Origin of the sequence: Pantoea sp. Ap-870 (assembly GCF_011752515.1) — a bacterium.
GTDB lineage: Bacteria > Pseudomonadota > Gammaproteobacteria > Enterobacterales > Enterobacteriaceae > Pantoea > Pantoea dispersa.
The window spans coordinates 393,431-415,969 of the sequence record NZ_VWXG01000002.1 but is presented as its reverse complement, the minus strand read 5'-3'; the positions used below and the strand labels follow the sequence as shown (position 1 = coordinate 415,969).

The window sequence follows — 22,539 nt, the reverse complement described above, 5'->3', positions numbered from 1 at the left end:
CATGGTTGAATTTAACGCAGTGTCGAAAAATTTTGGTGCCACGCAGGTCCTGCACAATATCAATTTAAAAATTGAGTCCGGCGAGGTGGTGGTGATTATCGGCCCTTCAGGTTCAGGCAAATCAACGCTGCTACGCTGCATCAACAAACTGGAAGAGATCTCATCCGGGACGCTGCTGGTCGCCGGAATGCATATCACCGATCCGCATGCGAATGAATGTGATATCCGCCGCGAAGCCGGCATGGTGTTTCAGCAGTTCCACCTGTTCCCGCATCTGACTGCGCTGGAAAACGTGATGTTCGGCCCGATTCGCGTGCGTCATCAAACGAAAGCCGCGGCGCGCGAGCAGGCGCTGGCGCTGCTGGAGCGCGTTGGCTTGCGCGATCGCGCCAGCCACTATCCGTCTGAACTTTCCGGGGGCCAGCAGCAGCGCGTGGCGATTGCCCGGGCACTGGCCGTCAGGCCGAAAATGATGCTGTTCGATGAGCCGACCTCCGCGCTGGATCCGGAGTTACGTCATGAAGTGTTGAAAGTGATGCGCTCGCTGGCTGAAGAGGGCATGACCATGGTGATTGTGACGCATGAGATTGGCTTTGCCCGCGATGTGGCTTCGCGGCTGATCTTTATTGATGGCGGTACCATTGCCGAAGATGGGCCACCTGATATGCTGCTGACTGCCAGCCGTAATCCGCGTCTGAAAGAATTTCTGCAACATGTATCCTGAAATGAAGTGAAATAACGCTATGAAAAAATATGACTTCCGTGGTTCGGGTTTTGTTATTGGTCAGCAACTCGGTGACTTTGGCCGTGATGCCTGGCATAACAAACTCAGGCATACCCGTCTCTGGCAAACGGTCACCGCCATGAAAGATACGCAGCAAATCCGCAGTATGCGCGCGCGGGTCCAGCACCAGTTTCCGCTGATCTGGCAGGAGCTGGAAGGGCTGGCTGAAGGATTACAGGCACCGATTGACGAGGTGTTTGCGTGGAACTGCCGGGGCGATCTGGTGCGTTCTACTTCGGATGGCTGCACCACGGTGGCGGGAAAAAGTGCCAGCGGGGAGTTGATCATTGCGCACAACGAAGATGGCTTTCCCCAGCTGCGTGACGACTGTGCGCTGGTCACCGTGACCCCCGATGACGGGCTCGCGTTCACCAGCTTCGCCTATCCGGCATCACTTTGCGGTCACACTTTTGCCGTTAATGAGAAGGGCATCGTTAATACCGTCAATAACATTCGCGCACAGCATCGTCCGGATGGCATGCCGCGCCAGATCATCGCCCGCGCGTCGCTGAACGTGACCACGCTGGATGAAGCGATCGCCATACTCAGCGCCACACCGCGCGCCGGCGCGTTTCACCATACGCTGGGACAGCAGGGCGATAGCCGCCTGATCAGTATTGAAGCGACAGGCTCAGGCTGTTCAGTGATCCCATTGAACGCACCTTTCGGGCACGCTAATCATCTTATTCACCCGCAGCTTGTCGCCGTCGAACAGGTGATCACTGCCAGTTCCGGCTCGCGCCAGCAGCGTCTGGAGACATGGCTGACGACGCAAACGGCGGTAGATGGCGCGGCGGCTAAGGCGATTTTGTCGGATCAGCAGGATGCAGCATTGCCGATTTACCGGCTGTCGCCGCAGGATCCGGATGAGGAAAATACCCTCGCCACGGCTGTTTTTACCCTGAGTGACGACGCGGTGACGTGGCAGATCTTCACGCGCGACCGCCAGCGCGCCGCTTTGCAATCTGCTGGTCGTCAATGAGGTGGTATTTTTAATCTCCACCGCCCATCACTGAAGCCGTACAGTGATTGCTGGCAGCGCGCTAACCCGCGCTGCCAGCAATACTGACTATGTTACTCGTGGAAACGCGCTTCTTCGGACATCAGACATCCGTCGCTGAAACTCCAGTCATCGACGGTGTTAAACTGAATAATCACCATCACATCCTGCGGATCGATATCCAGCGATTGCGAGAGTTGCTGACACAATCTGCGACACAGCTTGTGCTTCTGTTCGCGGCTGCGCGGCTTGCCCGCAGTAATCATGAACTGAACAAAATTCTCTGAACGCCCGCGGCTTTTATAGTGGCGATCAAACACCCTTAGCCGCGCCGGCAGTTCTTCAAATACCTGAAAGCGGTCGCCGGGTGGAACGGCAAACTCGTCCTCCAGACTCTGTTGCAGGATGTCGGAAATCTGCGTTAATTGCGCGTCGCTATAACCCTGACGCAGTATGATGCGGGTAAAAGGCATGAGGGTTACGCCTCTTCCAGACAGCTTAGCGCTGACACTGCCGCCGGCCAGCCGGCATAGAAGGCCAGATGGGTGAACACTTCGACGATCTCTTCTTGTGCCAGGCCATTTTGTTGCGCGAATTCGATATGCCACGGTAGCTGTTGCACTCGCCCCAGCGCCGTCAGTGCGGCCAGCGTAATCACGCTGCGTTCGCGCGGCGTAAGTGCGTCACGTTGCCAGATGTCATCGAAAAGAACCTGCTGACTGAGTTCGGCCAGCTTTGGCGCGATGCGCGCCAGCGTTTTACTATCGAGTGTTTTTGCCATGATGTTTCTCCGTATTGACTCAGCCGCGATTGTGGCGAAACATAACCATCCTGAAAATCAAATAAAACACCGTCATTCATCCCATAAATCAGGACATTTATGCAAAAGTTAGCTCAGACGCTGGATCTCGATGCGCTGCGCAGTTTTGTCACCGGCATGGAGTGTGGCAGTTTTGCGCAGGCCGCCGTGCGGCTCTGTCGATCCACTTCGGCGGTCAGCGCCCAGCTAAAAAAGCTGGAGCAGCAATGTGGCAGCAAGCTGGTGGTGAAAAGCGGGCGTCATCTGGCGTTAACCCGTGAGGGGGAAGTGATGATGGGTTATGCCCGTCGTCTGCTGGCATTGAACGACGAAGCACTGTGCACCTTCAGCGGTGCAGGGCTGCAGGGGGAAGTGCGCCTGGGCATGCAGGAAGATTTTGGTGACACCCTGATGCCCGGTATTCTGGGCGAATTTACACGTCACCATCCCGGGCTGCAGATCATCGCACGCGTGGCGCGTAATCAGGAGCTGCTTGCAGCGCTGGACAGCGATGCTCTTGACATGGCGCTGCTGTGGCAGGCACAACCGCTGCAGCGTAAAGGCGTGTTGATCGGCCAGTTCCCGCTGGAGTGGATCGCCCACCCCGACTGCGACGTCAGCGCGATGATAAGCCAGGGCGAACCGCTGCCGCTGGTGATGTTTGATAATCCCTGCCTGATGCGCTCGCGCGCCATCGACAGTCTGGACCGGGCGGGCATTGCATGGCGAATCGTGTTTGTCAGCCATAGCCTGAGCGGCATCTGGGCGGCGGTGCGGGCCGGTCTGGGGATCACCGTGCGCACGCGGGTCGGCATGCCCGCTAATCTGGTGAGCGCCGGCAATGTTTTGCCGCCGCTGGGCGCGCTGGGCGTTACGCTGGAACAAAAAAGTGGCAGCCAGACTGAACCGAATGCGCAAAACCTGCTGGCCAGACTGATGGAAAATGCGCTGCGCAGCATAGAGCCGTTACCGGGTCTGAGGCCCGCCTGAATTGCTGCGCTAATCCCTGCGACAGTTACTTCGCAATCAGCAGCGCATCGGCGATATCCAGCATGGCGCGCAGGCGATCCATGTGCCGCAGATCCTGATGATAGCCTACCCAGATATCGCGCGAAGGCGGCGGCTGCGGGGTGGGAATCCGCTGCAGTCCATCGGTGGCATCGCCCAGCGGCTGGGGTAACACCGCCACGCCCATGCCGCGCCGGCACATCTGCGCCTGCACCGCCCGGCTGGTGCTGGTAAAAGCCCGCCGTGACTGTGGAAATTGATCGAGCAGCCAGACGACGTCCGGAAAATGCGCTTGCGCGGTATTCATCAGGATCAGCCCCACTGATGCGGGATCGTGTTGCAATGCGCGGGCATTTTCAGGCGTGCCGTATAACGCATAGGGCATGCTCATCAGGCGCCGCTGGACGATATCCGGCTCGGTAAAAGGCACAATGCGAAAAGCCACGTCGGCGTCGCGCCGCGACAGATTGAGCAAACGGTAGCTGGCGATGATTTCCGGCACGATAGCGGGATGGCGCTGTGTCAGCTCGCTCAGTACCGGCGCCAGCACGGCGGTGGCAAACCACTCGGCACAGGAGATGCGTAAAATGCCTTCCAGCCGCGGGTGATTGCCCGCCAGTCGTCTCTCCATCGCCAGCGCAGCATTTTCCATGCTTTCCGCCAGGCCCAGCACGGCGTCACCGGCATCGGTTAACACCAGGCCATCCGGCGTGCGGCGAAACAGCGCCTGATGGGCCTGCGCTTCCAGCACCTTAATGCGACGACCCACGGTCGGATGGCTGACGCCGAGCCGGCGCGCGGCCTCGCCATAGGATCCGCTGCGCATCACCGCCAGAAAGATCCGTACATCGCTCCATTCCATTGCGCTTGCTCCCGTTCAAAAATGAACGTCGAATATACAAAAATGGCAGTTCTCAAACAACTTTGTAGCTATCACCATAACGGCACCATCCAGACTGAACTGATTGAGGATTGCAGAACATGAAGAAGCTTCAGGACAAAGTCGCCCTCGTAACCGGCGCATCTAAAGGCATTGGCGCGGCAATTGCCCGCCAGCTGGCCGCCGACGGCGCAAAGATCGTCGTCAACTATGCCGCGGATAAAAACGGGGCGGATAAGGTGGTCGCCGCTATTGAGGCCGCCGGTGGCACGGCGGTGGCGCTGGCTGCGGATGTCACCGATCAGTCGCAGGTTGAGGCACTCATTCAATCTACCCTCGCGCAGTTTGGCCGGCTGGACATCGTGGTGAACAATGCCGGTGTGTATCAGTTTGCGAAGATCGAAGAGAGCAGCGAAGCGCTGTATCGCAAGCAATTTGACATCAATGTGCTCGGGCCGCTGCTGGTGACAGGCGCCGCCGTGCCACATCTGGGCAAGGGCAGCAGCATTATCAATATCAGCTCATTCGTGACGCGGGTATTTCTGGCGGAGAGCGCTATTTACAGCGGCAGCAAAGGCGCGATTGATGCCATTACCGGCGTGCTGGCGCGCGAACTCGGCCCGCGCGGCATCCGCGTCAACGCGGTCAATCCGGGGTTAATCGAAACCGAAGGCACGCACAGCACCGGCGCGATGGGATCGGAGTTTCAGCGCTGGAACGAAAGCCAGACACCGCTTGGCCGTATTGGCCAGGTGCAGGATATTGCGCCGATTGTGGCTTATCTCGCTTCCGACGATGCCGGATGGGTGACGGGCGAGGTGATGATGGCGTCTGGCGGCATGCGTTAACGGGAGAAAAGGATGCATCAGATGATGGTGGTGTGCGTCGGCGATGAAACCCATCGCTTTGACCGCGACTATTATACCCACACGCACCTGCCGCTGGCGCTGGCGTGCTGGCAGGATTATGGGCTCATTTCGGCGGAAGCGTTCTATCCCGCTTCAGACCGCAGCGGCTGGCTCTCGATCGGTGTTTACACGTTTGCCTGTCAGCAGGATGTCAACCGGGCGCTGGAGTCCGAACAAACCAAAAGGGTGATGGCAGATGTGGTGCATTTTACCGACGCCACCACGGTGATTCGCAGCCATTTCATTCCCTTCTGAACGGCAGCGACGCCGCCGCGCGGTTATGCCTTCCATTCACCGGTTTGACAGCCTGCTTAATGAACGCATTGTGCATTAAGCAGGCATCCCGGCAGCAACAACGGGACGCGCTGGTGCCAAATCAGGACAAACCAATCCCTGAATCTGGTACGTGGCGCTGCCTTTTGCTATTTCATGTGTGAGCTATCACCGCAGCAGCACACAGGACGCAAACATGAATTTTTACAGCAGCAGAGAATTTACGGGTTCCAAAGCCTGGGAGTCTCAGCATATTGCCAGCTTTGATAACACCAGCGTTAAACTGCACTGGACCGATCAACCCTATAAATGGCATATCAATGACGGACAAGAGGTGTTTGCCGTTATGGATGGTTGCGTTGACATGTTCTATAAACAAGCGGGCGAAGTGAGAACCCAACGATTGACCACCGGCGATATTTTCTATGCCAGCGAAGGCACTGAACACGTTGCACATCCGCAGGGCGTAGCCCGGGTGCTGGTGATTGAACAAGCGGGATCGGTTTGATGCGACTTCTCAACCCCGGTTATTTCACGATCGACGAAGCCTGATCGGCGCGATTACCGGCTATGACGCGCCGGCGATGACAGTCGGCGGGATCGAGCCGTTCTCCCCGGGCAGAATACACGGCCAGTTCAGGTAACGGTTCACCGTTGGCGTTATCCAGCAAAACCGAGTGAGTCTCGCCTTTTTCAAACAGATAACGCTCTCCCCACTGGCGCATCGCCACGACGATTGGGAAGACGGCTCGTCCCCGTTCGGTCAGCACATATTTCTTGTAGGCGCTGCCATCTGACGCCGGACAACTCTCAAGCACGCCGACCTCAACCAGCAGTTTCAGCCGTGACGCCAGGATATTTTTTGCCAGTCCAAGGTTTTTCTGGAAATCACTGAAGCGGCGCACATCATCAAACGCTTCACGGATGATCATCAGACACCAGCGTTCGCCAATCACCTCCACGGTCCGGGCGACCGGGCATTCGCTGGTTCTGAGCGCTTCCTGTTTGGCCATCTTCTCTCTCACTCTGCTGATTTACTGACGGCAGCTTAGCCTTCAGCAAAACAAGTTGCAAAAAAAAACCTCCGCTGCTACTTATAGAATAAATCGGTTTCAAATAAAAACCACATAAGGATGCAACATGACTTGCACCAGTGATACCCCTGCAACCGCTGAGGCGCCTCTTTCGCCGGCGACGATCTCAGTGCTGTCGCCTCACATCATTTTTCTGTTCTCACTGACCTGCGCGCTGGCTGTCGGCAATGTCTATTCTGCCCAGCCATTGCTGGAATCCATCTCCGCAGCGCTGCAGGTTTCGCCCGGCACCATCGGCCTGGTCATCACGGCAACGCAGGCGGGTTATGCCATAGGATTGTTTTCGCTGGTGCCGCTCGGCGATCGCTTTGATCGCAAAAAGCTGGTGATCACGCACCTGCTGCTGTCGGTGCTGGCCCTGATCGCGGCGGCGTTAGCAGAGAGTTTGCTGGCGCTGCTGGGGGCGATGCTGCTGGTGGGTTTGATGGCAGTGGTGACGCAAACCGTGGTGGCGTGGGCCGCTATCCTGTCGGCACCGGCTCAGCGTGGCAAGGTGGTAGGCAGCGTCACCAGTGGCATCGTCATGGGCATACTGCTGGCGCGGCTGGTCTCTGGCATCATCGCCGATATCGCCGGCTGGCGGGCGGTGTATATGACCTCAGCCGCGCTGATGCTGCTGATTACCGTGCTGCTGGTCAAAGTGATACCTGCTGCCGGTCCGCAGAACACAGCCACTTCCATGGCCGGGCTGCTGGGGTCTGTCCCGCGTCTTTTCGTCACCGAGCCCTTGTTGCGTCAGCGCGGCGCGCTGGCTCTGCTGATTTTTGCCGCGTTCAGCATGTTGTGGAGTTCCATGGTTTTGCCGCTCACGGCCATGTCGCTTTCCCATACGCAAACAGGGCTGTTTAGTCTGGCCGGGATAGCCGGAGCGCTGGCGGCTTCCAGAAGTGGCGCCTGGGCTGACAGGGGAATCGGCCAGCGCGCCAGCGGATGCGCACTGGTTTTATTAACGCTCTCGTGGCTCCCGATCGCCTTCGCGCAGACCTCTTTATTGTTGCTGGTTATCGGCGTGATCATGCTGGATTTCGCCGTACAGACGGTGCATGTCATCAACCAGAGCATGCTGATTGCTGGCAAACCCGCTATCACCAGCCGGCTTATCGGTGCCTATATGTATTTTTATGCGACAGGCAGCGCGCTGGGCGCTATTACTGCCACTCAACTCTATGCGCACTGGGGATGGTATGCCGTGTGCGGCGGCGGGGCACTGGTCAGTGCCTGCGCACTTATTCTCTGGTATGGAACACGTCAATCATGAGATTATCACACCTGCTGCTGGCCATCGGTATTACCGCCATCTGGGGCATTAATTTTTCGGTGATTAAATTAGGGCTGCACGCCATCGATCCATTTATTCTGGCAGGGCTGCGTTTTACGCTGTGTGCCATCCCGGCGCTCTTCTTTATTAAAAAACCTGACGTTCCGTGGCGCTACCTTATTGGCTACGGACTGGTGTTCGGCATTGGCTTGTGGGGCCTGGTGAATCTGGGGATAAAAACCGGCCTGTCGGCGTGAATCGCCTCGCTGGTGCTGCAGTTCAGTGCCTTTTTCACTCTGCTGCTCGGCAGTTATGTGTTCAAAGAACAGCTCAGCCGCTATCAGATCGCTGGCTTTGTACTGGCGTGCAGCGGATTGATGAGTATTGTGTTTATTACCGACGGCTCGGTGACGTTTGCCGGGTTGCTGCTGGTGCTGGCAGGCGCCATAGCCTGGAGCCTTGCCAATATCATCATGAAAAAAGCCGGCACGAAGCAGGTATTCGCGTTTCTGGTCTGGTCGAGCGCCTTTTCGCCGCTTCCGCTTTTTCTGCTGGACGGATTAATTAATGGCAGCGCGGGCTATAGCGCATTAATCAGCCATATGGATACCCGTGCGATATTGTCCATTCTGTTTCAGGTCTACCCCAATACGTTATTAGGCTACTGGATCTGGAATTCATTGCTTAAGCAGTATCCTGTCACCACCGTCGCGCCATTATCGCTGCTGGTGCCGGTATTCGGCATTCTCGGTTCGATGATGATATTTGGTGAAGCTATTTCTCCGATGAAAATCCTGGCGCTGGTACTGATTATTACCGGGCTGGCGGTTGGGTTGTATGGACAACGCATCAAACGTTATTTCATCCGCAGTCGGATTCGCTGTGATCAGCAGCCCGCTGATGAGCCGTGATCCGACAAGAGCGGGCATCCCGCCCGCTCTCTCTGTCAGTGAAAATCCGCTTACTGCACCACGAAACGCGCGACTGAGCCTTCCAGTGTCGACGCCTGATCGCGCAGTGCGCTGGCGGCGGCCGATGATTCCTGCACCAGCGCGGCGTTCTGCTGCGTCACGCTGTCCATCTGAACGATAGCGACGCCGACCTGCGAAATGCCGCGATTCTGCTCATCGGATGCCTGCGCGATTTCGGCGAGGATGCTGGTTACGTTGCCAACGGAGTGCACAATTTCATCCATGGTTTTACCGGCCTGACCCACCAGCTGTGAACCACTGCTGATACGCGCGACCGATTCGCCAATCAGGGTTTCAATCTCTTTGGCCGCCTGAGCGCTGCGCTGCGCCAGACTGCGCACCTCGCTGGCGACCACGGCAAAGCCGCGTCCCTGCTCACCGGCGCGCGCTGCTTCTACTGCTGCGTTTAACGCCAGGATATTGGTCTGGAAAGCAATGCTGTTAATGACGGTGGTGATTTCGGCGATTTTGCCGGAGCTGGCGCTGATCTGGTCCATGGTTTCAACCACGCCTTTGACCAGCGAGCCGCCCTGATTGGCCTTCTCTGAAGTGGCACGCGCCAGTTCGCTGGAGTGATGAATGTTTTCAACGTTCTGCTTCACGGTAGCGGTTAACTGCTCCATGCTGGCTGCCGTCTGCTCCAGCGCGGCCGCCTGCTCCTCGGTGCGGGCTGACAGATCGTTATTGCCTGCGGCAATTTCTGCGGAAGCGTGGCTGACCTGCATCACGCCGCTGCGAATGTTACCAATGATGCCGCGCAGATCGTTGCTCATCTCACCGACCGCCTGCATCAGCTCGCCCAGTTCGTCCTTACGCGAAGTTTGCAGCTGTACGCTCAAATCTCCCTGTGCAATCTGCCGCGCGACGTTCAGTGTTACCGCTAAAGGACGGGTAATCTGCCGGGTGATAAACACCGCAATCAGAATGCTGATTACCACAGCCGCCGCCAGGATCAGCGACATCCACAGGATTGCCCGGGCGATATCCTGGTGCGTGGCGGCCAGCTGCTGGGTAAATAATTGATTACTGGTATTGGTCAGATGCAGGCCCGCGATGGCAAGCTGGCGGGTCGCTTCCACTTCTTCTTCCGCGGAGGCGTTGTAGTCCTGCACGCTGTCGCGTCTGGCCGCCAGCGTTACGGCAATTTTATCCAGCGCGTTGCTGTCATCAGCACTCAGGCGTGGTCGTGCCTGGTCAATGAGTTGAATCGTTTCAGCTATAAAGCCTGACAAAGCCAGACGGTTTTCTTCACTGTTGTCCAGCGCCATCAGCTTTACACGAATACTTATACCATTCAGATATTTAGCGATTTCATTGAGCGCAATTGCCGTATCCTGCTGTGTGCTGACGTAGTTTCTGGCCAGCGCGGCAACCGCCGTGGTTTCGTCACTGAAGCGCAGCGCCTGCAGAATGCTCTGGCGCTTATGCACTTCGTTCACCGTTTCTGCACGATGCTGACGATAAAGGTTCATCGCAGCCGGCAGAGAGGCAATCAGCGCGGTCTGCGCGCTATCCCATCGCCAGGTTTTCAGCTGGTTGATACTGCCCTCAATCGCCTGCAGTCGCGATTCGTTGTCGGCAATGAATTTTTCATCGTGGGTTTTTACGTATTGCAGGCGGGCATCTTTAGCCTGCGCAAACTGATCGTTAATGCCTTTCAACTGGCTGAGTTTTTCCGCACGTTCCGCGATGTCGTGCAGGTTTTTGATGCCACAGGAAGCTACAGCAATGCTGAGGATAAGCAGCACACCAAACCCGAGCATGAGTTTTCTGCTGACTCTGATATCTTCCAAAAAAACACGTATTTTTTTCATTAAGGTGAATCTCCCTGGTTGTTGTTGTCCACGCTTTTGCCTGATGGCAATGGCGTTATCGGCAGGGAGATGATTAATTTCAATTAAAATAATTAAAAAACATATAATCACCTAAATTTATTAGATGAGCTATGCTGGGGGAAGGGCTGCAACGGTAGGGCAGGCGGGTAGTTCACATTTTCTGTTTTAGGCTGGTACTGATTTTGGCTGATAGCGGTGCGGGGAAAAGTATTGACGCAACCTGCCGGTTTGTCAAAGCGCCGGGATTTCAGGCGAAGGGCCCGATAGCCCTCAGGCCAGGCGTTGCGCCTGAGGACATTCCGCTACGCCTGAAATCCTCAGGACTCCGCTGGCTGGTTCGTCAGCCACTGAGCGGCGCTGGTGGTGGCAATGTGCTCGCGGTAATTAAACGTCTCCTGTTTAGACCATGCCACACCGTCCGGACGGGCAAAGGCCAGCCGGTAGGCCGCGCCAGTGTCATGGGGATGACGCTCTGCATCTTCCCTTAGCCTTTCCCGGCTAAGTAATACTCGCCTGACCGCGCTTTTCCAGTGAGATTGCATCAGGTCAGCCAGCTCTGCGTAAGTCAGCGTATCGCCAGCGATATAAACAATGTCGTTCTGAAAAGCGGGCTGATGAAAGAAGATATCGGCTGTCAGCTGCCCGATGTCGTCTGGCGTGGTGAGTGTCAGGGCATAGTTCCAGTCACCGAGGGCATAAACCGTTTTATTCCCGGCATCGATCACGCCAAAATCGGGTTCAAACAGATAGCTGGTAAAAATACCGGTCGAAACAATTACCCAGTCAGTGTTGCTTTGGGCGCGCAGCAGGTGGCGAACTTCAAGCTGCTCATCCCATACCGGTTGCCCACTCTCTTTGCCGATAACGTCATAATCCACGCCAAACTGCCAGGGAAAATAGCGGGCGACACCCGCCTTCAGCACGGCCTGAGTGATTCTGAGCTGCGTTCCCGGCCCGCCGACAAAACCACTGCAATTAATGATGGCATCATAAGAACGAAATAATGCTGAGAGTTCGCTCAGGCTATTTTTCTGCATGTCGCCTTCCACCACAGTGATATTTAGCTTTTGCAGCGCATCCAGCCGGGTTTTAAGTGGGCCGGACGTGGCATGCGCAGCCTCGCTTCTGAGTAATACACTTATTTTAATCAGAGGATGTTGCTGCACTTTTTTAGCCATGGTGTTTAACACCGCCATGCCTAATTCTCCTGCGCCGAGGATAAGAATATTTTCGACATGTTGATCAACGGGTAGCATGCTTGTCTCCTTAGGTTATATCCGTCATCCTGACAGCGGACAAACCCTGATTCAATCAGGTACACCCGTGATACCGGAGGAGAGATGGAACCTAATCGCGAAGCCCTGCTGCAGTTTTCCAGACAATTTTGTGAGGCGTTGAGTCACGATGATGAAACATTAAAGCGTGAAATTCTTTCACACGCCGGCAATCGCTGGTCGCTGGGTATATTGCATATTCTGGTCACCCATGGACCGTTGCGCCATGCAGAAATGGGTCGTTTACTGCATGGTGTCACACAACGAATGCTGACGCGCACACTGCGTACACTTGAGCGTGACGGCCTTATTTCCCGTTGTGATTATCAGGAAAAAGTACCGCGTGTCGTTTATACGGCCACGGACGCGGGCGAAGAAATGATGATGAAAATGATGCCGCTCTGGGCGTGGATTATTTCGTCGGCCGACTATTTTAAGCAAAGCAGAATTACGTTTGATACTCCTCCTCAGTAATGGCATTAAATTGCGTGATGACGACCTTGCTGAGGATGCGTGATTATTTCCCTGCTGCCAATAGTGCAATTTTTTTGCACTCTTAATCCTGTCCCGGTTTTGACAGGTTGTCTCGTGAGAATTCACGCATTGAGAGCAGCACGGGCATCAGATTATGGCCTGCACGCGTGAGTGCGTATTCAACACGCGGGGGCAGTTCACCAAAATCAGTGCGGGTTATCAGCCCATCACGTTCAAGCTTGCGTAGATGTTGAGTCAGGACTTTATGCGATATCTCCGGCATACTCTTCATGAATTGCGAGTGACGCATCGCAGGCTCCGCAAATAACCTGAATAAAATCTGCAGTGTCCATCTGCCGGAAATAATAGTTAAACATTGCGTGACATAAGCGACCGAACCTTCTGGTCCGAGACAACGTGTTTTCTCATCATCGCCTACAGGCACTTTCAGGTGCGTAATTGATTCATTCATCAGTTTATTTTCCAATAGATTTTTCACGTATCCTGGAGAACAGTAATGGATCTGAAACTCGACGGCAAAATTGCTCTGATAACGGGTAGCACCAAAGGTATTGGAGAAGCGGTAGCCAGAGGGCTTGCCGCTGAAGGCACCCGCGTTATTATACATGGCCGGGATCCGGCTAAAGCTGAAAATATCGCCAGCGATATCATAAAGCAAGGTGGACAAGCGTACGCAGTAACGGGAGATTTAACCCGTGAGGCAGATATTCAACTGCTTTATCAGCAAGTCTGTTCGCTTGTACAATCCGTTGATATTGTTGTTAATAATGCGGGTGGCTCCGGCCCCACAGAGGACTGGACGTCTTCTTTGCCAGAAACCTGGGCGGCTGGGTATGATAAAAACGTCCTTTCAGCCTTACGTGTCATTAATCTTTTTCTTCCTGGGATGCGTGAACAAAAATGGGGCAGAATCATTAATATTTCGAGCCTGGCAGCGTTGATGCCTCCCGCCAGGCGTCCGGATTATGCTGCTGCTAAAGCAGGGATTATTGCCATGACCTCATCGCTGGCAAAAGCGGTCGCACACGATGGCGTAACCGTAAATACTCTCTCACCGGGTACTATTCATAGTGCAAGCCTCGAAAAAGCATTTCGTCAAACGGCCAAAGATGCAGGGCTTTCAGCTGACGCGCCATGGGAAGATATTGAACAGGCCGTATTGCCCCTTTATGCCAATGTGCCCATGGCGCGCGTTGGTACGCTCAAAGAAATAGCGGACGCCATCACCTTTCTGGCCAGCCCGTTGTCGGGTTACATAACGGGTTCCAATTTAAGGCTTGATGGCGGTATGTGGCCCGGACTTTAAAGCCAGCCGCACAATATCCTGAATAAAATCTCTGTTTCAGCTACTACTTCATTCGATGACATCATCACAGCCGATTTAATTATCAGAACTGGGCGGGCTGCTGTTGCAGCCCTGCTTATACCCTAACGTCATCCTCTTCATGATGCGCGCAGTCCCGGTCGGTATGCCCAATCCTCATTATTGACAGTCCACGCCTGGTCATGCATATTGTTATGTTATAACGTAACAATGAAAGTACCATGATGAAAAACTCGCTCTCCCTGCTTATTGCGGCGCTGCTGTCGCTTCCTGTATTCAATGCTAATGCCAGTAACTATCCGCTCACCGTTGATAACTGCGGTGTCAAAGAGACCTTCGCTCATCCGCCTGCGCGCGTCGTCACCGTTGGCCAGCATGAAACGGAACTGCTGCTGGCGCTCGGTCTGGCAGATAAAATTGCCGCAACCTCGGTATGGTTTGGCGCGCTGCCCGCCGATTTGCAAGGGCAGGGCAGCCAGCTTAAACGGCTGGCCGATAACGCCCCAGGCTTTGAAGCGGTGGTGGCGCAGCGCCCTGAACTGGTGCTGGCGCAGTACAGCTGGCACGTCGGGCCGCAGGGTGAAGTCGCCACGCGTGAACAGTTTGAACAGCTCGGCATCCGAACCTGGATTTCGCCTGCCGACTGCATCGGCAAAGCCGTCACCACCACGTCCAATAGCGATGGTGCACGCACAACACCGTATGGGATCGAGGTGATCTTTGCGGAAATCAGCGCGCTGGCGCGCATTTTTGATGTGCCGGCGCGTGGCGAAGCGCTCAAACAGCAGCTGGCCGCTCGTATAGCACAGGTTCAGCAGCAGCTGCACAAATCACCGTCAGCACCGCTGAAGGTGGTTTACTGGTTTTCCAGCCCGCGCCTGAAAGGCGATCCCTGGGTCGCCGGCAATAAAGGGGCACCGGGCTGGATCAGCCAGACGCTCGGTTTGACTAACATTATCGATTCAGACGAAGAGTGGCCGGCGGTCACCTGGGAGCACATTGTCTCCGCGCAGCCGGACATCATCGTTATTGCCAGCATGGCGCGGCGGCTCTATCCCGCCGATGACGTCGCGGTTAAAAAACACTTTCTGCAAAGCGATCCGGTGACGCGTGAAATGCCAGCGGTGAAAAACGGCCACATTGTGGTGGTACCGGCCATGTCACTGAATCCCTCGTTGCGCAACGTAGAGGCCGTGGAGCTGATCGGTCAGCAGATCGCTGCTTTCGCACCTGCCCGATGAGCGCTCATACTGTCTGTTACTGGCGCACCGGCCTGCTGATTGCTGCGGGCGCGCTCAGCCTGCCGGTGATGATGACGCTGGCCGCGGCGACCGGCGATGTCGCGATCAGCTTTACCCTGACCGCGCAGGCCATCACCAATGGTCTTGGCATCACGCATTACGACCTGCCGGCGCTGGAAGCCGGCATCGTCTGGCAATACCGCATGAGCCGCGCGCTGATGGCGGCGAGCAGCGGCGGCGGGCTGGCACTGTGTGGGCTGGTGTTGCAGTCGTTGCTGCGCAATTCGCTGGCCGACCCTTATCTGCTGGGGATTTCCGCCGGCGCATCAACCGGCGCGGTGTGCGTGATGCTGCTTGGCATCGGCGGCGGCGCCATCACCACCGGTGCCGGCGCGTTTGGCGGTGCCTGTCTTGCATTTATGCTGATTGTTCTGCTCTCCGGCGGCATGCGGGAAAACACCGCGCGCATCATTCTGGCCGGTATTGCCGGGACGCAATTATTTAATGCGCTGACCGCTTACATTGTCAGCACGGCGGCCAATGCAGAGCAGTCGCGCGGCGTGATGTTCTGGCTGCTCGGCAGCCTGAGCGGTGTACGCTGGGCAGATGCATTACTGTGTTTTGCCGTAACCCTCGCCGGTCTGCTGACTGTGCTCTACCATGCGCGCGCGCTGGATACCTTCTCATTTGGAGCGGAAGTCTCCGCGACACTCGGCACGCAGGTTTCAGCGGTGCGCATCGTATTACTGCTGACCACTGCGTTAGTGACGGCGGTGATTGTCAGCGCGATTGGTGCGGTCGGTTTTGTCGGGCTGGTGATCCCGCATATCACCCGCATGATTGCCGGGCCGCGTCATCTGGTGACGATTCCGCTCGCATTCCTGGGCGGCTGCCATTTCATGGTGATTGCCGACCTGGTATCGCGCACGTTAATCACCCATCAGGTGCTGCCAATAGGCGTGGTGACGGCGTTAGTCGGCGCCCCGGTGTTCGCCCTGATTCTGTATCGCAACCGGGAGAAATCATGAAGTATGTCGCGGTGGATAAACTGAGCGTGATGCTACAGGCGCGCAGCGTGTTATCTGACATCAGTTTTGCGGCGCAGCGGGGACAAACGGTCGGGTTGCTCGGCCCTAATGGCTCGGGCAAATCGACGCTAATCCGTGCGCTGGCGGGCGTTCAGCCCTGTGCTTATAGCGGGCTGGAGATGGGCGGCACGCGGCTGAACCAACTCAGCCGGCGGCAGCGTGCCCGTTCGCTGGCCTTCGTGCCGCAGCATGCCGAAATGGAAGCTGAGATGTGCGTCAGCGACATCGTGCGTCTGGGGCGGGCGCCGCATCGCAACGCGTTCAGCCCGTGGCGGACGGCAGATGAAACGGCAGTGCAGCACGCGCTGTCGCTGATGAAACTGGATGCGCTGGCCGGGCGGTCGTGGCAGCGGCTGTCCGGTGGTGAACGCCAGCGCTGCCAGATCGCGCGTGCGCTCGCGCAGCAGCCGGATATCCTGTTGCTGGATGAGCCGATTAACCATCTGGATATTCAGTTTCAGCTCGAGCTAATGCGGCTGATTGCCGCACTGCCGGTCACGGTGATTGTGGCCCTGCACGACCTGAATCTGGCGGCAAAATTTTGCCAGCATCTGGTGGTACTGCAGCAAGGGCAAGTGGTGGCGAGCGGTGAGCCCGCCGCCGTGCTGACGCCTGCCCTGATTCAGCGGACGTGGCAGGTCGAGGCCATCGTCAACCGCAGCGAGCGCGGCACCATGAATATTCAGTACGCGTGAACCGGGCTGATCTTAACGTTCGTCGAACGGCACGCCGCCTTTGGATTTATGATGCTTCGGCGTTTCGATAATCGACACGGTGACCACATCAGCATCGATCTCAAACGAATCCACCACCGCCTGGGTGATGGCTTTGAGTAACTTTTTCTTCTGCTCAACGCTACGGCCTTCCGCAGCATAAACGACAATCTCTGGCATAACGGCGTTTCCTCACGGGTTAGAGTTCTTCTCAAGCATACCTCAGCCACGCTGCCGCGCGCAGCGTTAACCTGTCGCGACGGTTAAAAGGCAACAAGCGGCTGACGAATTCCCTGCAAACGCCGTGTGTTAAAGTGTGAATTGTTATGTTATAACGTAATTTATTCGATGATAGTGTAACGATTTATTCGGAAAATTTAATGAAATCAATGCAAAATTTGCTGATCGCTGCGGCGCTCGGCCTGGCTTCCTGCGCCGTTATGGCGGCGAGCACACCCGAAAAACCGGTGCGGATTGCCGCACCGTTTGAAATTAAAGGCAGCGATCCGGCGCTCTCCGGCGACATTCTGTTGCGCATGGATGTGGTTGAAACGCTGGTAGAAGTGAACGAACGCGGTGAGCCGGTGGCGGCGCTGGCGCAGCGCTGGCAGGTCTCTGACGATGGGCTGCGCTGGCAGTTCCAGCTGCGCGACGGCGTGCATTTTCACGATGGCTCGCTGCTGGATGCGGTTGCCGTGGTGAAATCACTCAACACCGCACGCGGCAAAGCGGGCTTACTGGACAAAACGCCAATCGCCGACATCAGCGGGGCAGGGCAGCTTGTCACCATCACGCTGCGTGAACCCTTCACGCCGCTGCTGTCGGTCCTGGCGGAAAGCCGCTCGCAAATCCTCGCACTGGCCAGCTGGGATGCGCAGGGCAACATCACGCGCATTATTGGCAGCGGACCGTTTACGCTCACTTCCTTCCAGCCGCCGCAGTCGCTGACGGTGGCGCGCTTCGCGGATTACTGGGGCGAGAAACCGGCGATTGCCGCCGCCAGCTATCTGGCGACCGGCCGCGCGGAAACGCGTGCGCTGCTGGCAGAAAGCGGTGATGCAGATTACGTGTTTAACCTTGATGCCGCCAGCCGGCAGCGGCTGGCACGCAAAGCGTCGCTACACATTCCGGCGATTCCGGTGCCGCGCACGTTGATGCTGAAGCTTAATCTGGCCGATCCGCTGCTGGCGGAACTGCCGGTGCGTGAGGCGATCAGCATGGCGATCGATCGTAACGCGCTGGCGCAGGCGGTGCTGCGTTATCCGGGCGCAGCCAGCCAGCTGTTTCCCCCTAACATGGCAGAGTGGCACAACCCGGCACTCACGCCGCTGCACTATCAGCCGCAGCAGGCTGCTCAGTTATTACAGTCGGCCGGCTGGCAACGCGGCGCGGATGGCGTACTGACGCGCAACGGCCAGCGCTTTAGTCTGACGCTGCTGACCTATCCCGATCGCCCTGAGCTGCCGCTGATGGCGATGGTGATTCAGCAGCAACTGCGTCAGGTTGGCATAGACGTGCGAATCAACGCGACCAACGCCAGCGAGATCCCGGCGCAGCACCACAACAACCGTCTGCAGCTGGCGCTGTTTGCGCGCAACTTTGCCCTGACGCCCGATCCGACCGGAACGCTGCTGCAGGATTATGGCACCCACGGCGGTGACTGGGGGGCGATGAACTGGCATGCGGCAGGCTTCGACGCGGCGCTCCACACGCTGACGCAATCCACCGATGGCGCAGCCCGCGCCGGGGCGCGCAGCGTCCTCACCCGCGCGCTGCAACAGGATCTGCCGGTGATTCCGCTGGCCTGGTATCAGCAGTCGGCGGCGGTTAACAGCCAGCTGCAGGGCGTTAAGCTCGATGCGTTTGAACGCCACTTCGGCCTGCGCCAGATGCACTGGGGGAGCCATGATTAAACAACTCAGCTGGCGCATGGCGCAGGCGCTGTTCGTGGTGCTGGCGGTAGGATTACTGACCTGGCTGCTGGTGCAGGCGCTGCCGGGCGACATGGCGTGGCGCATCGCCTCGGGGCGCTATGGTTACGATCGCGTCGATGCCGAAGCGGTGGCGCGGGTACAGCAGGAGCTGGATGGAGCGCTTAGCGGCGGCAGTGCGCTGCTGCACTGGCTCTTCGATCTGCTGCAGTTTAACTTTGGCCGCTCGCTGGTTTCCGGTGAGCCGGTGATGGATGAGCTGCGCTGGCAGCTGGGCCAGACGCTGGCGCTGGCGGGCGTTTCGCTGCTGCTGGCGTTGCTGCTGACGCTGCCGCTCGGCATCTGGGCCGGTTGCCACGCCAACGGCCGGCTTGACCGTGCGCTGTTCTGGCTGACCGCCTTGCTGAAATCGGTGCCGCATTTTGCACTCGGCATGTTGCTGATCCTGCTGTTCGCGCTGCAACTCGACTGGCTGCCGAGCGCCGGTCATGGCGAGCTGCGCCATTTCCTGTTGCCGGCACTGACGCTGGCATTGTCGCTGACGGCTGTCGGCGTGCGCGTAGTGCGCGAAGCCACCTGGCAGGTGGTGTCGTCCGGCTACTATCGCTGGGGAGCGCAAAAAGGACTGGCACCCGCGCGCCTGCTGCTGCGTCACGGCCTGCGTAATCTGAGCGCGCCGGTGCTGACGTGGTTTGGCATGCAGTTTGTCTGGCTGGTGGAAGGCGTGGTGGTGGTGGAAACCCTGTTTGCATGGCCGGGAATCGGTCACGCTCTGGTGCACGCCATTTTTGCGCGTGACGTACCGGTGATTCAGGCCAGCGCCATGACGCTCGGCCTGCTGTTTGTCCTGCTGAACATGCTGGTGGATGCCGGTTGTCATCTGCTCGATCCCCGGGGGGCGCGCGCATGAAGATGACGCTTTCACGCTGGGTGGGTCTGGTACTGCTGGCGGTGCTGCTGGCTTACGCGTTTGTGCTGCCGCTGATTCAGCACGGCGATCCGCTACAGCAGGATTTGCTGCAGATGCTGCAGACGCCCAACCGCAGCCATTTGCTCGGTTTCGACCATCTCGGTCGCGATATGTTAACGCGCCTCAGCGCCGCGCTGCGCCTGTCACTCGGGCTGGCAGCCCTGTGCGTGATCAGTGCGCTGATAGCGGGCGTGTTCACCGGTGTGCTCAGTGCACTGTACGGTGGCTGGCCTGAGCGATTGCTGAGCATCGTTGGCGATATGTGCCTCGCGCTGCCGGGATTGCTGCTGGTACTGCTACTGGCCGCCATTGCGCCAGACGCGCCCCAGATGCTGTGGCTGGGCATTTCGCTGGTGCTGTGGGTGGAATTTTTCCGCGTCACGCGTGCCACGCTGCGGCCAATTGTGCAGGCGCCCGGTATGCAGGCCAGCAAACTGCTCGGGTTCTCTGCCTGGTATCGTTTTCGTCATCATCTGTGGCCTGCGCTGGCACCGGTGCTGCTGACGCTAACCTTGTTCTCTTTCAGCAGCGCCATCATGGCGGTGTCGGCGCTCGGGTTTATCAGCGTTGGCGTGCGTCCGCCCACGCCGGAGCTGGGCCTGATGATGACCGAACTGCTGCCGTTTGCGTGGGAAGCGCCGTGGCTGCTGATGCAGCCGGTAGCCGCACTGTTTTTACTGTTGATCAGCCTCAATCTGCTGATGAAAAAGGAGCGATGATGAAGGGATTACAGATCACCGGGCTGAGCGTTGCCACAGCGACTGAAATACTGGTTGAGCCGGTGGATGTGCAGCTACAACCCGGTCAGCCGCTGACGCTGCTCGGCGAAACCGGATCGGGGAAAAGTCTGCTGGCGCAGGCGATCATGGGGATATTGCCGCCATCGCTGCAGGCCAGCGGTGAGTTGATGATCAACGGCAGACGCTTTCAGCTGCCGCAGGATACGGCGCAGCTGCGTCGGCTGTGGGGCAATACGCTGGCTTCGCTGCCGCAGGAGCCGTGGTTGTCGCTCGATCCGACCATGGCGATTCAGCAACAGGTGGCGGAAGGGCATCGCTTCGTGCGCGGTTTGCCGCCCGCCGCCAGCGCTGCAGCGGCGCAGCAGGATCTGCAGCAGCTTGGCCTGGCCGCGGCGGCACGGCGTTATCCGTGGCAGCTTTCCGGCGGCATGGCACAGCGCGCCGCGTTTGCGGCAGCCCGTGCCGGTGGCGCGCAGATTCTGATTGCCGATGAGCCGACCAAAGGGCTGGATGTGGCGCGCCGCGACGAAGTCAGCCAGCTGTTACAGCGCGAAGTGGCCGACGGCGGCATGCTGTTGACCATCACCCACGACATCGCCCTGGCACGCCAGCTGGGCGGCGACGTGCTGGTGATACATAAAGGCAGCGTGATTGAACAGGGCCCGGCGCAGCAGGTGTTGCAGTCACCGCAGCAGCCTTACACGCGCGCGCTGCTGGCTGCCGATCCGGCCGTCTGGCCCGCCCGACAGCAAACGGTGATCGGTGCCAGGCCGGTGATCAGCGCACAGGACATTGTGCTGGCGCGCGGGGGCAAAAGGCTGGGTGTGCCACGCGATTTCACGCTGCACGCCGGTGAAATCGTTGGCCTGCACGGTGCCAGCGGCAGCGGCAAAAGCAGCTTCGGCGACGTGCTGTTGGGGTTGCTCGCGCCGCAGCAGGGCCGCGTAACGCACCACGCTGATGCGGATGCGCTGAAATATCAGAAAATCTATCAGGATCCTTCCGCGCTGTTTCCGCCGCAGCGCACGCTGGGGCAAAGCATCAACGATGTGCTGCGGCGTCACGCTCTCCCGCCGGCACAGCGCGATGCGCTCATGGCGCGGCTGGCCTTGCATCCCGCGCTGCTGACGCGGCGACCAGAGGCGCTCTCCGGCGGCGAACTGCAGCGCTTCGCGCTGCTGCGGGTGATGCTGCTGCGGCCGGTATTTCTGTTTGCCGATGAGCCGACGTCACGCCTCGATCCGCTGGTGCAGCAGCAAACATGGCAGTTGATCGCGGAACTGGCGCGTGAGCAGCAGTGCGCGGTGCTGCTGGTGAGTCATGACCGCGATCTGCTGGACAAAGGCACGCATCGGGTGATCGCCATGGAAGCGGCTTAGCGATCGGGCGGCTGGCTGTCACCGGGCCCGAGACTCCGCTGCATTACCACGGTGTCCAGCCAGCGGCCATGTTTGTAACCCACCGATTTCATCACGCCGGTGTGCTCAAAACCGAGCGCCCGGTGTACTCCCAGCGAGCCCTGGTTGGCGCTATCACCGATAATCGCGATGATCTGGCGAAAGCCAGCGGCTTCGGCCAGCGCCACCGCTTTTTGCAGCAGCGCCTTACCGATGCCACGTCCGGTTTGCTGCGGGTCGAGATAGATAGAGTCTTCCAGCGTGAAGCGGTAGGCGTAACGCGGACGATACGGCGCGAGATAGCAGTAACCCAGCACCTGATCCTGCTCCTCAGCCACCAGCCAGTAACCGCCGCGCTCATGTACATCATTGATGCGCCGCAGCATTTCACTCTCCGCCGGCGGTTCCGTTTCGAAGGTTGCGGTGCCGTGCAGCACGTGCCAGGCGTAGATCTTCTGTATCGCCGCCGCGTGATGCGGCTGCGCGGGAATAATGTCCATATGTTCCTGCTGTTCTGCCAATGATGCTGACAGCATGCCACCGCGCCGCAGCGCAA

At 57.9% G+C, this 22,539-nt stretch carries 25 protein-coding genes and 1 pseudogene; 17 read left to right on the top strand and 9 right to left on the bottom strand.

All coding sequences use genetic code 11. The features are described 5' to 3' along the window. Position 1 precedes the first annotated feature (1 nt). Entirely contained in the window at positions 2-724 is a 723-nt protein-coding gene (gene glnQ, locus F3J41_RS08065) for a glutamine ABC transporter ATP-binding protein GlnQ (RefSeq protein WP_058759243.1), read from the top strand. 19 nt (positions 725-743) lie between these two features. Then, the gene (locus F3J41_RS08060) at positions 744-1,766 is read left to right on the top strand and encodes a C45 family peptidase (protein WP_166710578.1); all 1,023 of its coding nucleotides are present in this window, start codon (positions 744-746) and stop codon (positions 1,764-1,766) included. A 92-nt stretch (positions 1,767-1,858) separates the two neighbouring features. Here F3J41_RS08060 and F3J41_RS08055 read toward each other — a convergent pair whose 3' ends face one another. Together F3J41_RS08055 and F3J41_RS08050 are read right to left on the bottom strand one after the other, a co-directional pair. Further along, positions 1,859-2,257 (bottom strand): tautomerase family protein, encoded by a 399-nt coding sequence (locus tag F3J41_RS08055; protein WP_021508831.1) that lies wholly within the window; start codon positions 2,255-2,257, stop codon positions 1,859-1,861. A gap of 5 nt (positions 2,258-2,262) precedes the next feature. After that, positions 2,263-2,565, bottom strand: a complete 303-nt coding sequence (locus F3J41_RS08050; protein ID WP_166710576.1) for a carboxymuconolactone decarboxylase family protein — start codon at positions 2,563-2,565, stop codon at positions 2,263-2,265. A gap of 87 nt (positions 2,566-2,652) precedes the next feature. On the opposite strand from F3J41_RS08050, the gene F3J41_RS08045 reads away from it, so the two are divergent. Beyond that, positions 2,653-3,573 carry a LysR substrate-binding domain-containing protein gene (locus F3J41_RS08045; protein WP_371815456.1) on the top strand — a complete coding sequence of 307 codons (921 nt, stop codon included), beginning with the start codon at positions 2,653-2,655 and terminating at the stop codon, positions 3,571-3,573. A 25-nt stretch (positions 3,574-3,598) separates the two neighbouring features. Here F3J41_RS08045 and F3J41_RS08040 read toward each other — a convergent pair whose 3' ends face one another. Further along, positions 3,599-4,453, bottom strand: a complete 855-nt coding sequence (locus F3J41_RS08040; RefSeq protein ID WP_021508834.1) for a LysR family transcriptional regulator — start codon at positions 4,451-4,453, stop codon at positions 3,599-3,601. Between the two features lie 119 nt (positions 4,454-4,572). Between F3J41_RS08040 and F3J41_RS08035 the strand changes: the two genes are divergently transcribed. From F3J41_RS08035 to F3J41_RS08025, 3 genes are all read left to right on the top strand, one after another. Then, complete coding sequence (locus F3J41_RS08035) at positions 4,573-5,319, top strand: SDR family NAD(P)-dependent oxidoreductase (protein WP_058758956.1); 747 nt, start codon at positions 4,573-4,575, stop codon at positions 5,317-5,319. A 12-nt stretch (positions 5,320-5,331) separates the two neighbouring features. Further along, on the top strand, positions 5,332-5,634 hold the full coding sequence (locus F3J41_RS08030) for an EthD family reductase (protein WP_021508836.1): 303 nt from the start codon (positions 5,332-5,334) through the stop codon (positions 5,632-5,634). A 214-nt stretch (positions 5,635-5,848) separates the two neighbouring features. Continuing rightward, entirely contained in the window at positions 5,849-6,160 is a 312-nt protein-coding gene (locus F3J41_RS08025) for a hypothetical protein (protein WP_058758957.1), read from the top strand. A gap of 19 nt (positions 6,161-6,179) precedes the next feature. On the opposite strand, the gene F3J41_RS08020 is transcribed toward F3J41_RS08025, so the two are convergent. After that, positions 6,180-6,665 (bottom strand): helix-turn-helix domain-containing protein, encoded by a 486-nt coding sequence (locus F3J41_RS08020; RefSeq protein WP_058758958.1) that lies wholly within the window; start codon positions 6,663-6,665, stop codon positions 6,180-6,182. A 127-nt stretch (positions 6,666-6,792) separates the two neighbouring features. On the opposite strand from F3J41_RS08020, the gene F3J41_RS08015 reads away from it, so the two are divergent. After that, positions 6,793-8,004, top strand: coding sequence for an MFS transporter (locus F3J41_RS08015; protein ID WP_166710574.1), 1,212 nt, complete (start codon positions 6,793-6,795; stop codon positions 8,002-8,004). Then, positions 8,001-8,915: pseudogene (locus F3J41_RS08010) on the top strand (EamA family transporter). Before F3J41_RS08015 ends, F3J41_RS08010 begins: the two are co-directional and overlap by 4 nt. Before the next feature lie 50 nt (positions 8,916-8,965). Here the strand turns inward: F3J41_RS08010 and F3J41_RS08005 are convergent. Both F3J41_RS08005 and F3J41_RS08000 read right to left on the bottom strand, forming a co-directional pair. Continuing rightward, positions 8,966-10,738, bottom strand: coding sequence for a methyl-accepting chemotaxis protein (locus F3J41_RS08005; protein ID WP_195910904.1), 1,773 nt, complete (start codon positions 10,736-10,738; stop codon positions 8,966-8,968). A 389-nt stretch (positions 10,739-11,127) separates the two neighbouring features. Beyond that, positions 11,128-12,066: an aromatic alcohol reductase gene (locus tag F3J41_RS08000; RefSeq protein ID WP_166710570.1), complete on the bottom strand. Its 939-nt coding sequence runs from the start codon at positions 12,064-12,066 to the stop codon at positions 11,128-11,130. 84 nt (positions 12,067-12,150) lie between these two features. Here F3J41_RS08000 and F3J41_RS07995 point away from each other — a divergent pair, with 84 nt between their 5' ends. Then, complete coding sequence (locus F3J41_RS07995; RefSeq protein WP_166710567.1) at positions 12,151-12,558, top strand: helix-turn-helix domain-containing protein; 408 nt, start codon at positions 12,151-12,153, stop codon at positions 12,556-12,558. An 82-nt stretch (positions 12,559-12,640) separates the two neighbouring features. Here the strand turns inward: F3J41_RS07995 and F3J41_RS23550 are convergent, their stop codons facing one another. Then, positions 12,641-13,057: a helix-turn-helix domain-containing protein gene (locus tag F3J41_RS23550; RefSeq protein ID WP_211075115.1), complete on the bottom strand. Its 417-nt coding sequence runs from the start codon at positions 13,055-13,057 to the stop codon at positions 12,641-12,643. Between the two features lie 18 nt (positions 13,058-13,075). On the opposite strand from F3J41_RS23550, the gene F3J41_RS07985 reads away from it, so the two are divergent. The 4 genes from F3J41_RS07985 to F3J41_RS07970 all read left to right on the top strand — a co-directional run bounded on the left by F3J41_RS07985 (position 13,076) and on the right by F3J41_RS07970 (position 16,927). Then, positions 13,076-13,885: an SDR family NAD(P)-dependent oxidoreductase gene (locus F3J41_RS07985; protein ID WP_058758964.1), complete on the top strand. Its 810-nt coding sequence runs from the start codon at positions 13,076-13,078 to the stop codon at positions 13,883-13,885. Positions 13,886-14,127: 242 nt separating this feature from the next. Next, complete coding sequence (locus F3J41_RS07980; protein WP_166710824.1) at positions 14,128-15,144, top strand: ABC transporter substrate-binding protein; 1,017 nt, start codon at positions 14,128-14,130, stop codon at positions 15,142-15,144. After that, complete coding sequence (locus F3J41_RS07975; protein ID WP_166710565.1) at positions 15,141-16,172, top strand: iron ABC transporter permease; 1,032 nt, start codon at positions 15,141-15,143, stop codon at positions 16,170-16,172. Before F3J41_RS07980 ends, F3J41_RS07975 begins: the two co-directional genes overlap by 4 nt. Positions 16,173-16,201: 29 nt before the next feature. Then, positions 16,202-16,927 (top strand): ABC transporter ATP-binding protein, encoded by a 726-nt coding sequence (locus tag F3J41_RS07970; RefSeq protein ID WP_371815455.1) that lies wholly within the window; start codon positions 16,202-16,204, stop codon positions 16,925-16,927. Between the two features lie 12 nt (positions 16,928-16,939). Here F3J41_RS07970 and F3J41_RS07965 read toward each other — a convergent pair whose 3' ends face one another. Then, positions 16,940-17,125, bottom strand: coding sequence for a tautomerase family protein (locus tag F3J41_RS07965; protein ID WP_021508848.1), 186 nt, complete (start codon positions 17,123-17,125; stop codon positions 16,940-16,942). 200 nt (positions 17,126-17,325) lie between these two features. Between F3J41_RS07965 and F3J41_RS07960 the strand changes: the two genes are divergently transcribed. The 4 genes from F3J41_RS07960 to F3J41_RS07945 are packed head-to-tail and all read left to right on the top strand — an operon-like array spanning position 17,326 to position 21,965. Further along, on the top strand, positions 17,326-18,858 hold the full coding sequence (locus tag F3J41_RS07960) for an ABC transporter substrate-binding protein (RefSeq protein ID WP_166710561.1): 1,533 nt from the start codon (positions 17,326-17,328) through the stop codon (positions 18,856-18,858). Then, positions 18,851-19,786 carry an ABC transporter permease gene (locus tag F3J41_RS07955; RefSeq protein WP_021508850.1) on the top strand — a complete coding sequence of 312 codons (936 nt, stop codon included), beginning with the start codon at positions 18,851-18,853 and terminating at the stop codon, positions 19,784-19,786. Before F3J41_RS07960 ends, F3J41_RS07955 begins: the two co-directional genes overlap by 8 nt. Before the next feature lie 2 nt (positions 19,787-19,788). Then, positions 19,789-20,565 carry an ABC transporter permease gene (locus F3J41_RS07950; RefSeq protein ID WP_166710822.1) on the top strand — a complete coding sequence of 259 codons (777 nt, stop codon included), beginning with the start codon at positions 19,789-19,791 and terminating at the stop codon, positions 20,563-20,565. After that, positions 20,565-21,965: an ABC transporter ATP-binding protein gene (locus F3J41_RS07945; RefSeq protein ID WP_166710820.1), complete on the top strand. Its 1,401-nt coding sequence runs from the start codon at positions 20,565-20,567 to the stop codon at positions 21,963-21,965. Before F3J41_RS07950 ends, F3J41_RS07945 begins: the two co-directional genes overlap by 1 nt. Here F3J41_RS07945 and F3J41_RS07940 read toward each other — a convergent pair. Beyond that, positions 21,962-22,483: a GNAT family N-acetyltransferase gene (locus F3J41_RS07940; protein WP_058776198.1), complete on the bottom strand. Its 522-nt coding sequence runs from the start codon at positions 22,481-22,483 to the stop codon at positions 21,962-21,964. The two genes, F3J41_RS07945 and F3J41_RS07940, sit on opposite strands and share 4 nt — an antisense overlap. Between the last annotated feature and the right edge of the window lie 56 nt (positions 22,484-22,539).

Excerpts from the sequence above, each read along its gene's own strand:
- glnQ (WP_058759243.1), top strand. The coding sequence starts at position 2 with ATGGTTGAATTTAACGCAGTGTCGAAAAATTTTGGTGCCACGCAGGTC.
- F3J41_RS08060 (WP_166710578.1), top strand. The coding sequence starts at position 744 with ATGAAAAAATATGACTTCCGTGGTTCGGGTTTTGTTATTGGTCAGCAA.
- F3J41_RS08055 (WP_021508831.1), bottom strand. The coding sequence starts at position 2,257 with ATGCCTTTTACCCGCATCATACTGCGTCAGGGTTATAGCGACGCGCAA.
- F3J41_RS08050 (WP_166710576.1), bottom strand. The coding sequence starts at position 2,565 with ATGGCAAAAACACTCGATAGTAAAACGCTGGCGCGCATCGCGCCAAAG.
- F3J41_RS08040 (WP_021508834.1), bottom strand. The coding sequence starts at position 4,453 with ATGGAATGGAGCGATGTACGGATCTTTCTGGCGGTGATGCGCAGCGGA.
- F3J41_RS08035 (WP_058758956.1), top strand. The coding sequence starts at position 4,573 with ATGAAGAAGCTTCAGGACAAAGTCGCCCTCGTAACCGGCGCATCTAAA.
- F3J41_RS08030 (WP_021508836.1), top strand. The coding sequence starts at position 5,332 with ATGCATCAGATGATGGTGGTGTGCGTCGGCGATGAAACCCATCGCTTT.
- F3J41_RS08025 (WP_058758957.1), top strand. The coding sequence starts at position 5,849 with ATGAATTTTTACAGCAGCAGAGAATTTACGGGTTCCAAAGCCTGGGAG.
- F3J41_RS08020 (WP_058758958.1), bottom strand. The coding sequence starts at position 6,665 with ATGGCCAAACAGGAAGCGCTCAGAACCAGCGAATGCCCGGTCGCCCGG.
- F3J41_RS08015 (WP_166710574.1), top strand. The coding sequence starts at position 6,793 with ATGACTTGCACCAGTGATACCCCTGCAACCGCTGAGGCGCCTCTTTCG.
- F3J41_RS08005 (WP_195910904.1), bottom strand. The coding sequence starts at position 10,738 with ATGCTCGGGTTTGGTGTGCTGCTTATCCTCAGCATTGCTGTAGCTTCC.
- F3J41_RS08000 (WP_166710570.1), bottom strand. The coding sequence starts at position 12,066 with ATGCTACCCGTTGATCAACATGTCGAAAATATTCTTATCCTCGGCGCA.
- F3J41_RS07995 (WP_166710567.1), top strand. The coding sequence starts at position 12,151 with ATGGAACCTAATCGCGAAGCCCTGCTGCAGTTTTCCAGACAATTTTGT.
- F3J41_RS07985 (WP_058758964.1), top strand. The coding sequence starts at position 13,076 with ATGGATCTGAAACTCGACGGCAAAATTGCTCTGATAACGGGTAGCACC.
- F3J41_RS07980 (WP_166710824.1), top strand. The coding sequence starts at position 14,128 with ATGAAAAACTCGCTCTCCCTGCTTATTGCGGCGCTGCTGTCGCTTCCT.
- F3J41_RS07975 (WP_166710565.1), top strand. The coding sequence starts at position 15,141 with ATGAGCGCTCATACTGTCTGTTACTGGCGCACCGGCCTGCTGATTGCT.
- F3J41_RS07970 (WP_371815455.1), top strand. The coding sequence starts at position 16,202 with ATGCTACAGGCGCGCAGCGTGTTATCTGACATCAGTTTTGCGGCGCAG.
- F3J41_RS07965 (WP_021508848.1), bottom strand. The coding sequence starts at position 17,125 with ATGCCAGAGATTGTCGTTTATGCTGCGGAAGGCCGTAGCGTTGAGCAG.
- F3J41_RS07960 (WP_166710561.1), top strand. The coding sequence starts at position 17,326 with ATGAAATCAATGCAAAATTTGCTGATCGCTGCGGCGCTCGGCCTGGCT.
- F3J41_RS07955 (WP_021508850.1), top strand. The coding sequence starts at position 18,851 with ATGATTAAACAACTCAGCTGGCGCATGGCGCAGGCGCTGTTCGTGGTG.
- F3J41_RS07950 (WP_166710822.1), top strand. The coding sequence starts at position 19,789 with ATGACGCTTTCACGCTGGGTGGGTCTGGTACTGCTGGCGGTGCTGCTG.
- F3J41_RS07945 (WP_166710820.1), top strand. The coding sequence starts at position 20,565 with ATGAAGGGATTACAGATCACCGGGCTGAGCGTTGCCACAGCGACTGAA.
- F3J41_RS07940 (WP_058776198.1), bottom strand. The coding sequence starts at position 22,483 with ATGGACATTATTCCCGCGCAGCCGCATCACGCGGCGGCGATACAGAAG.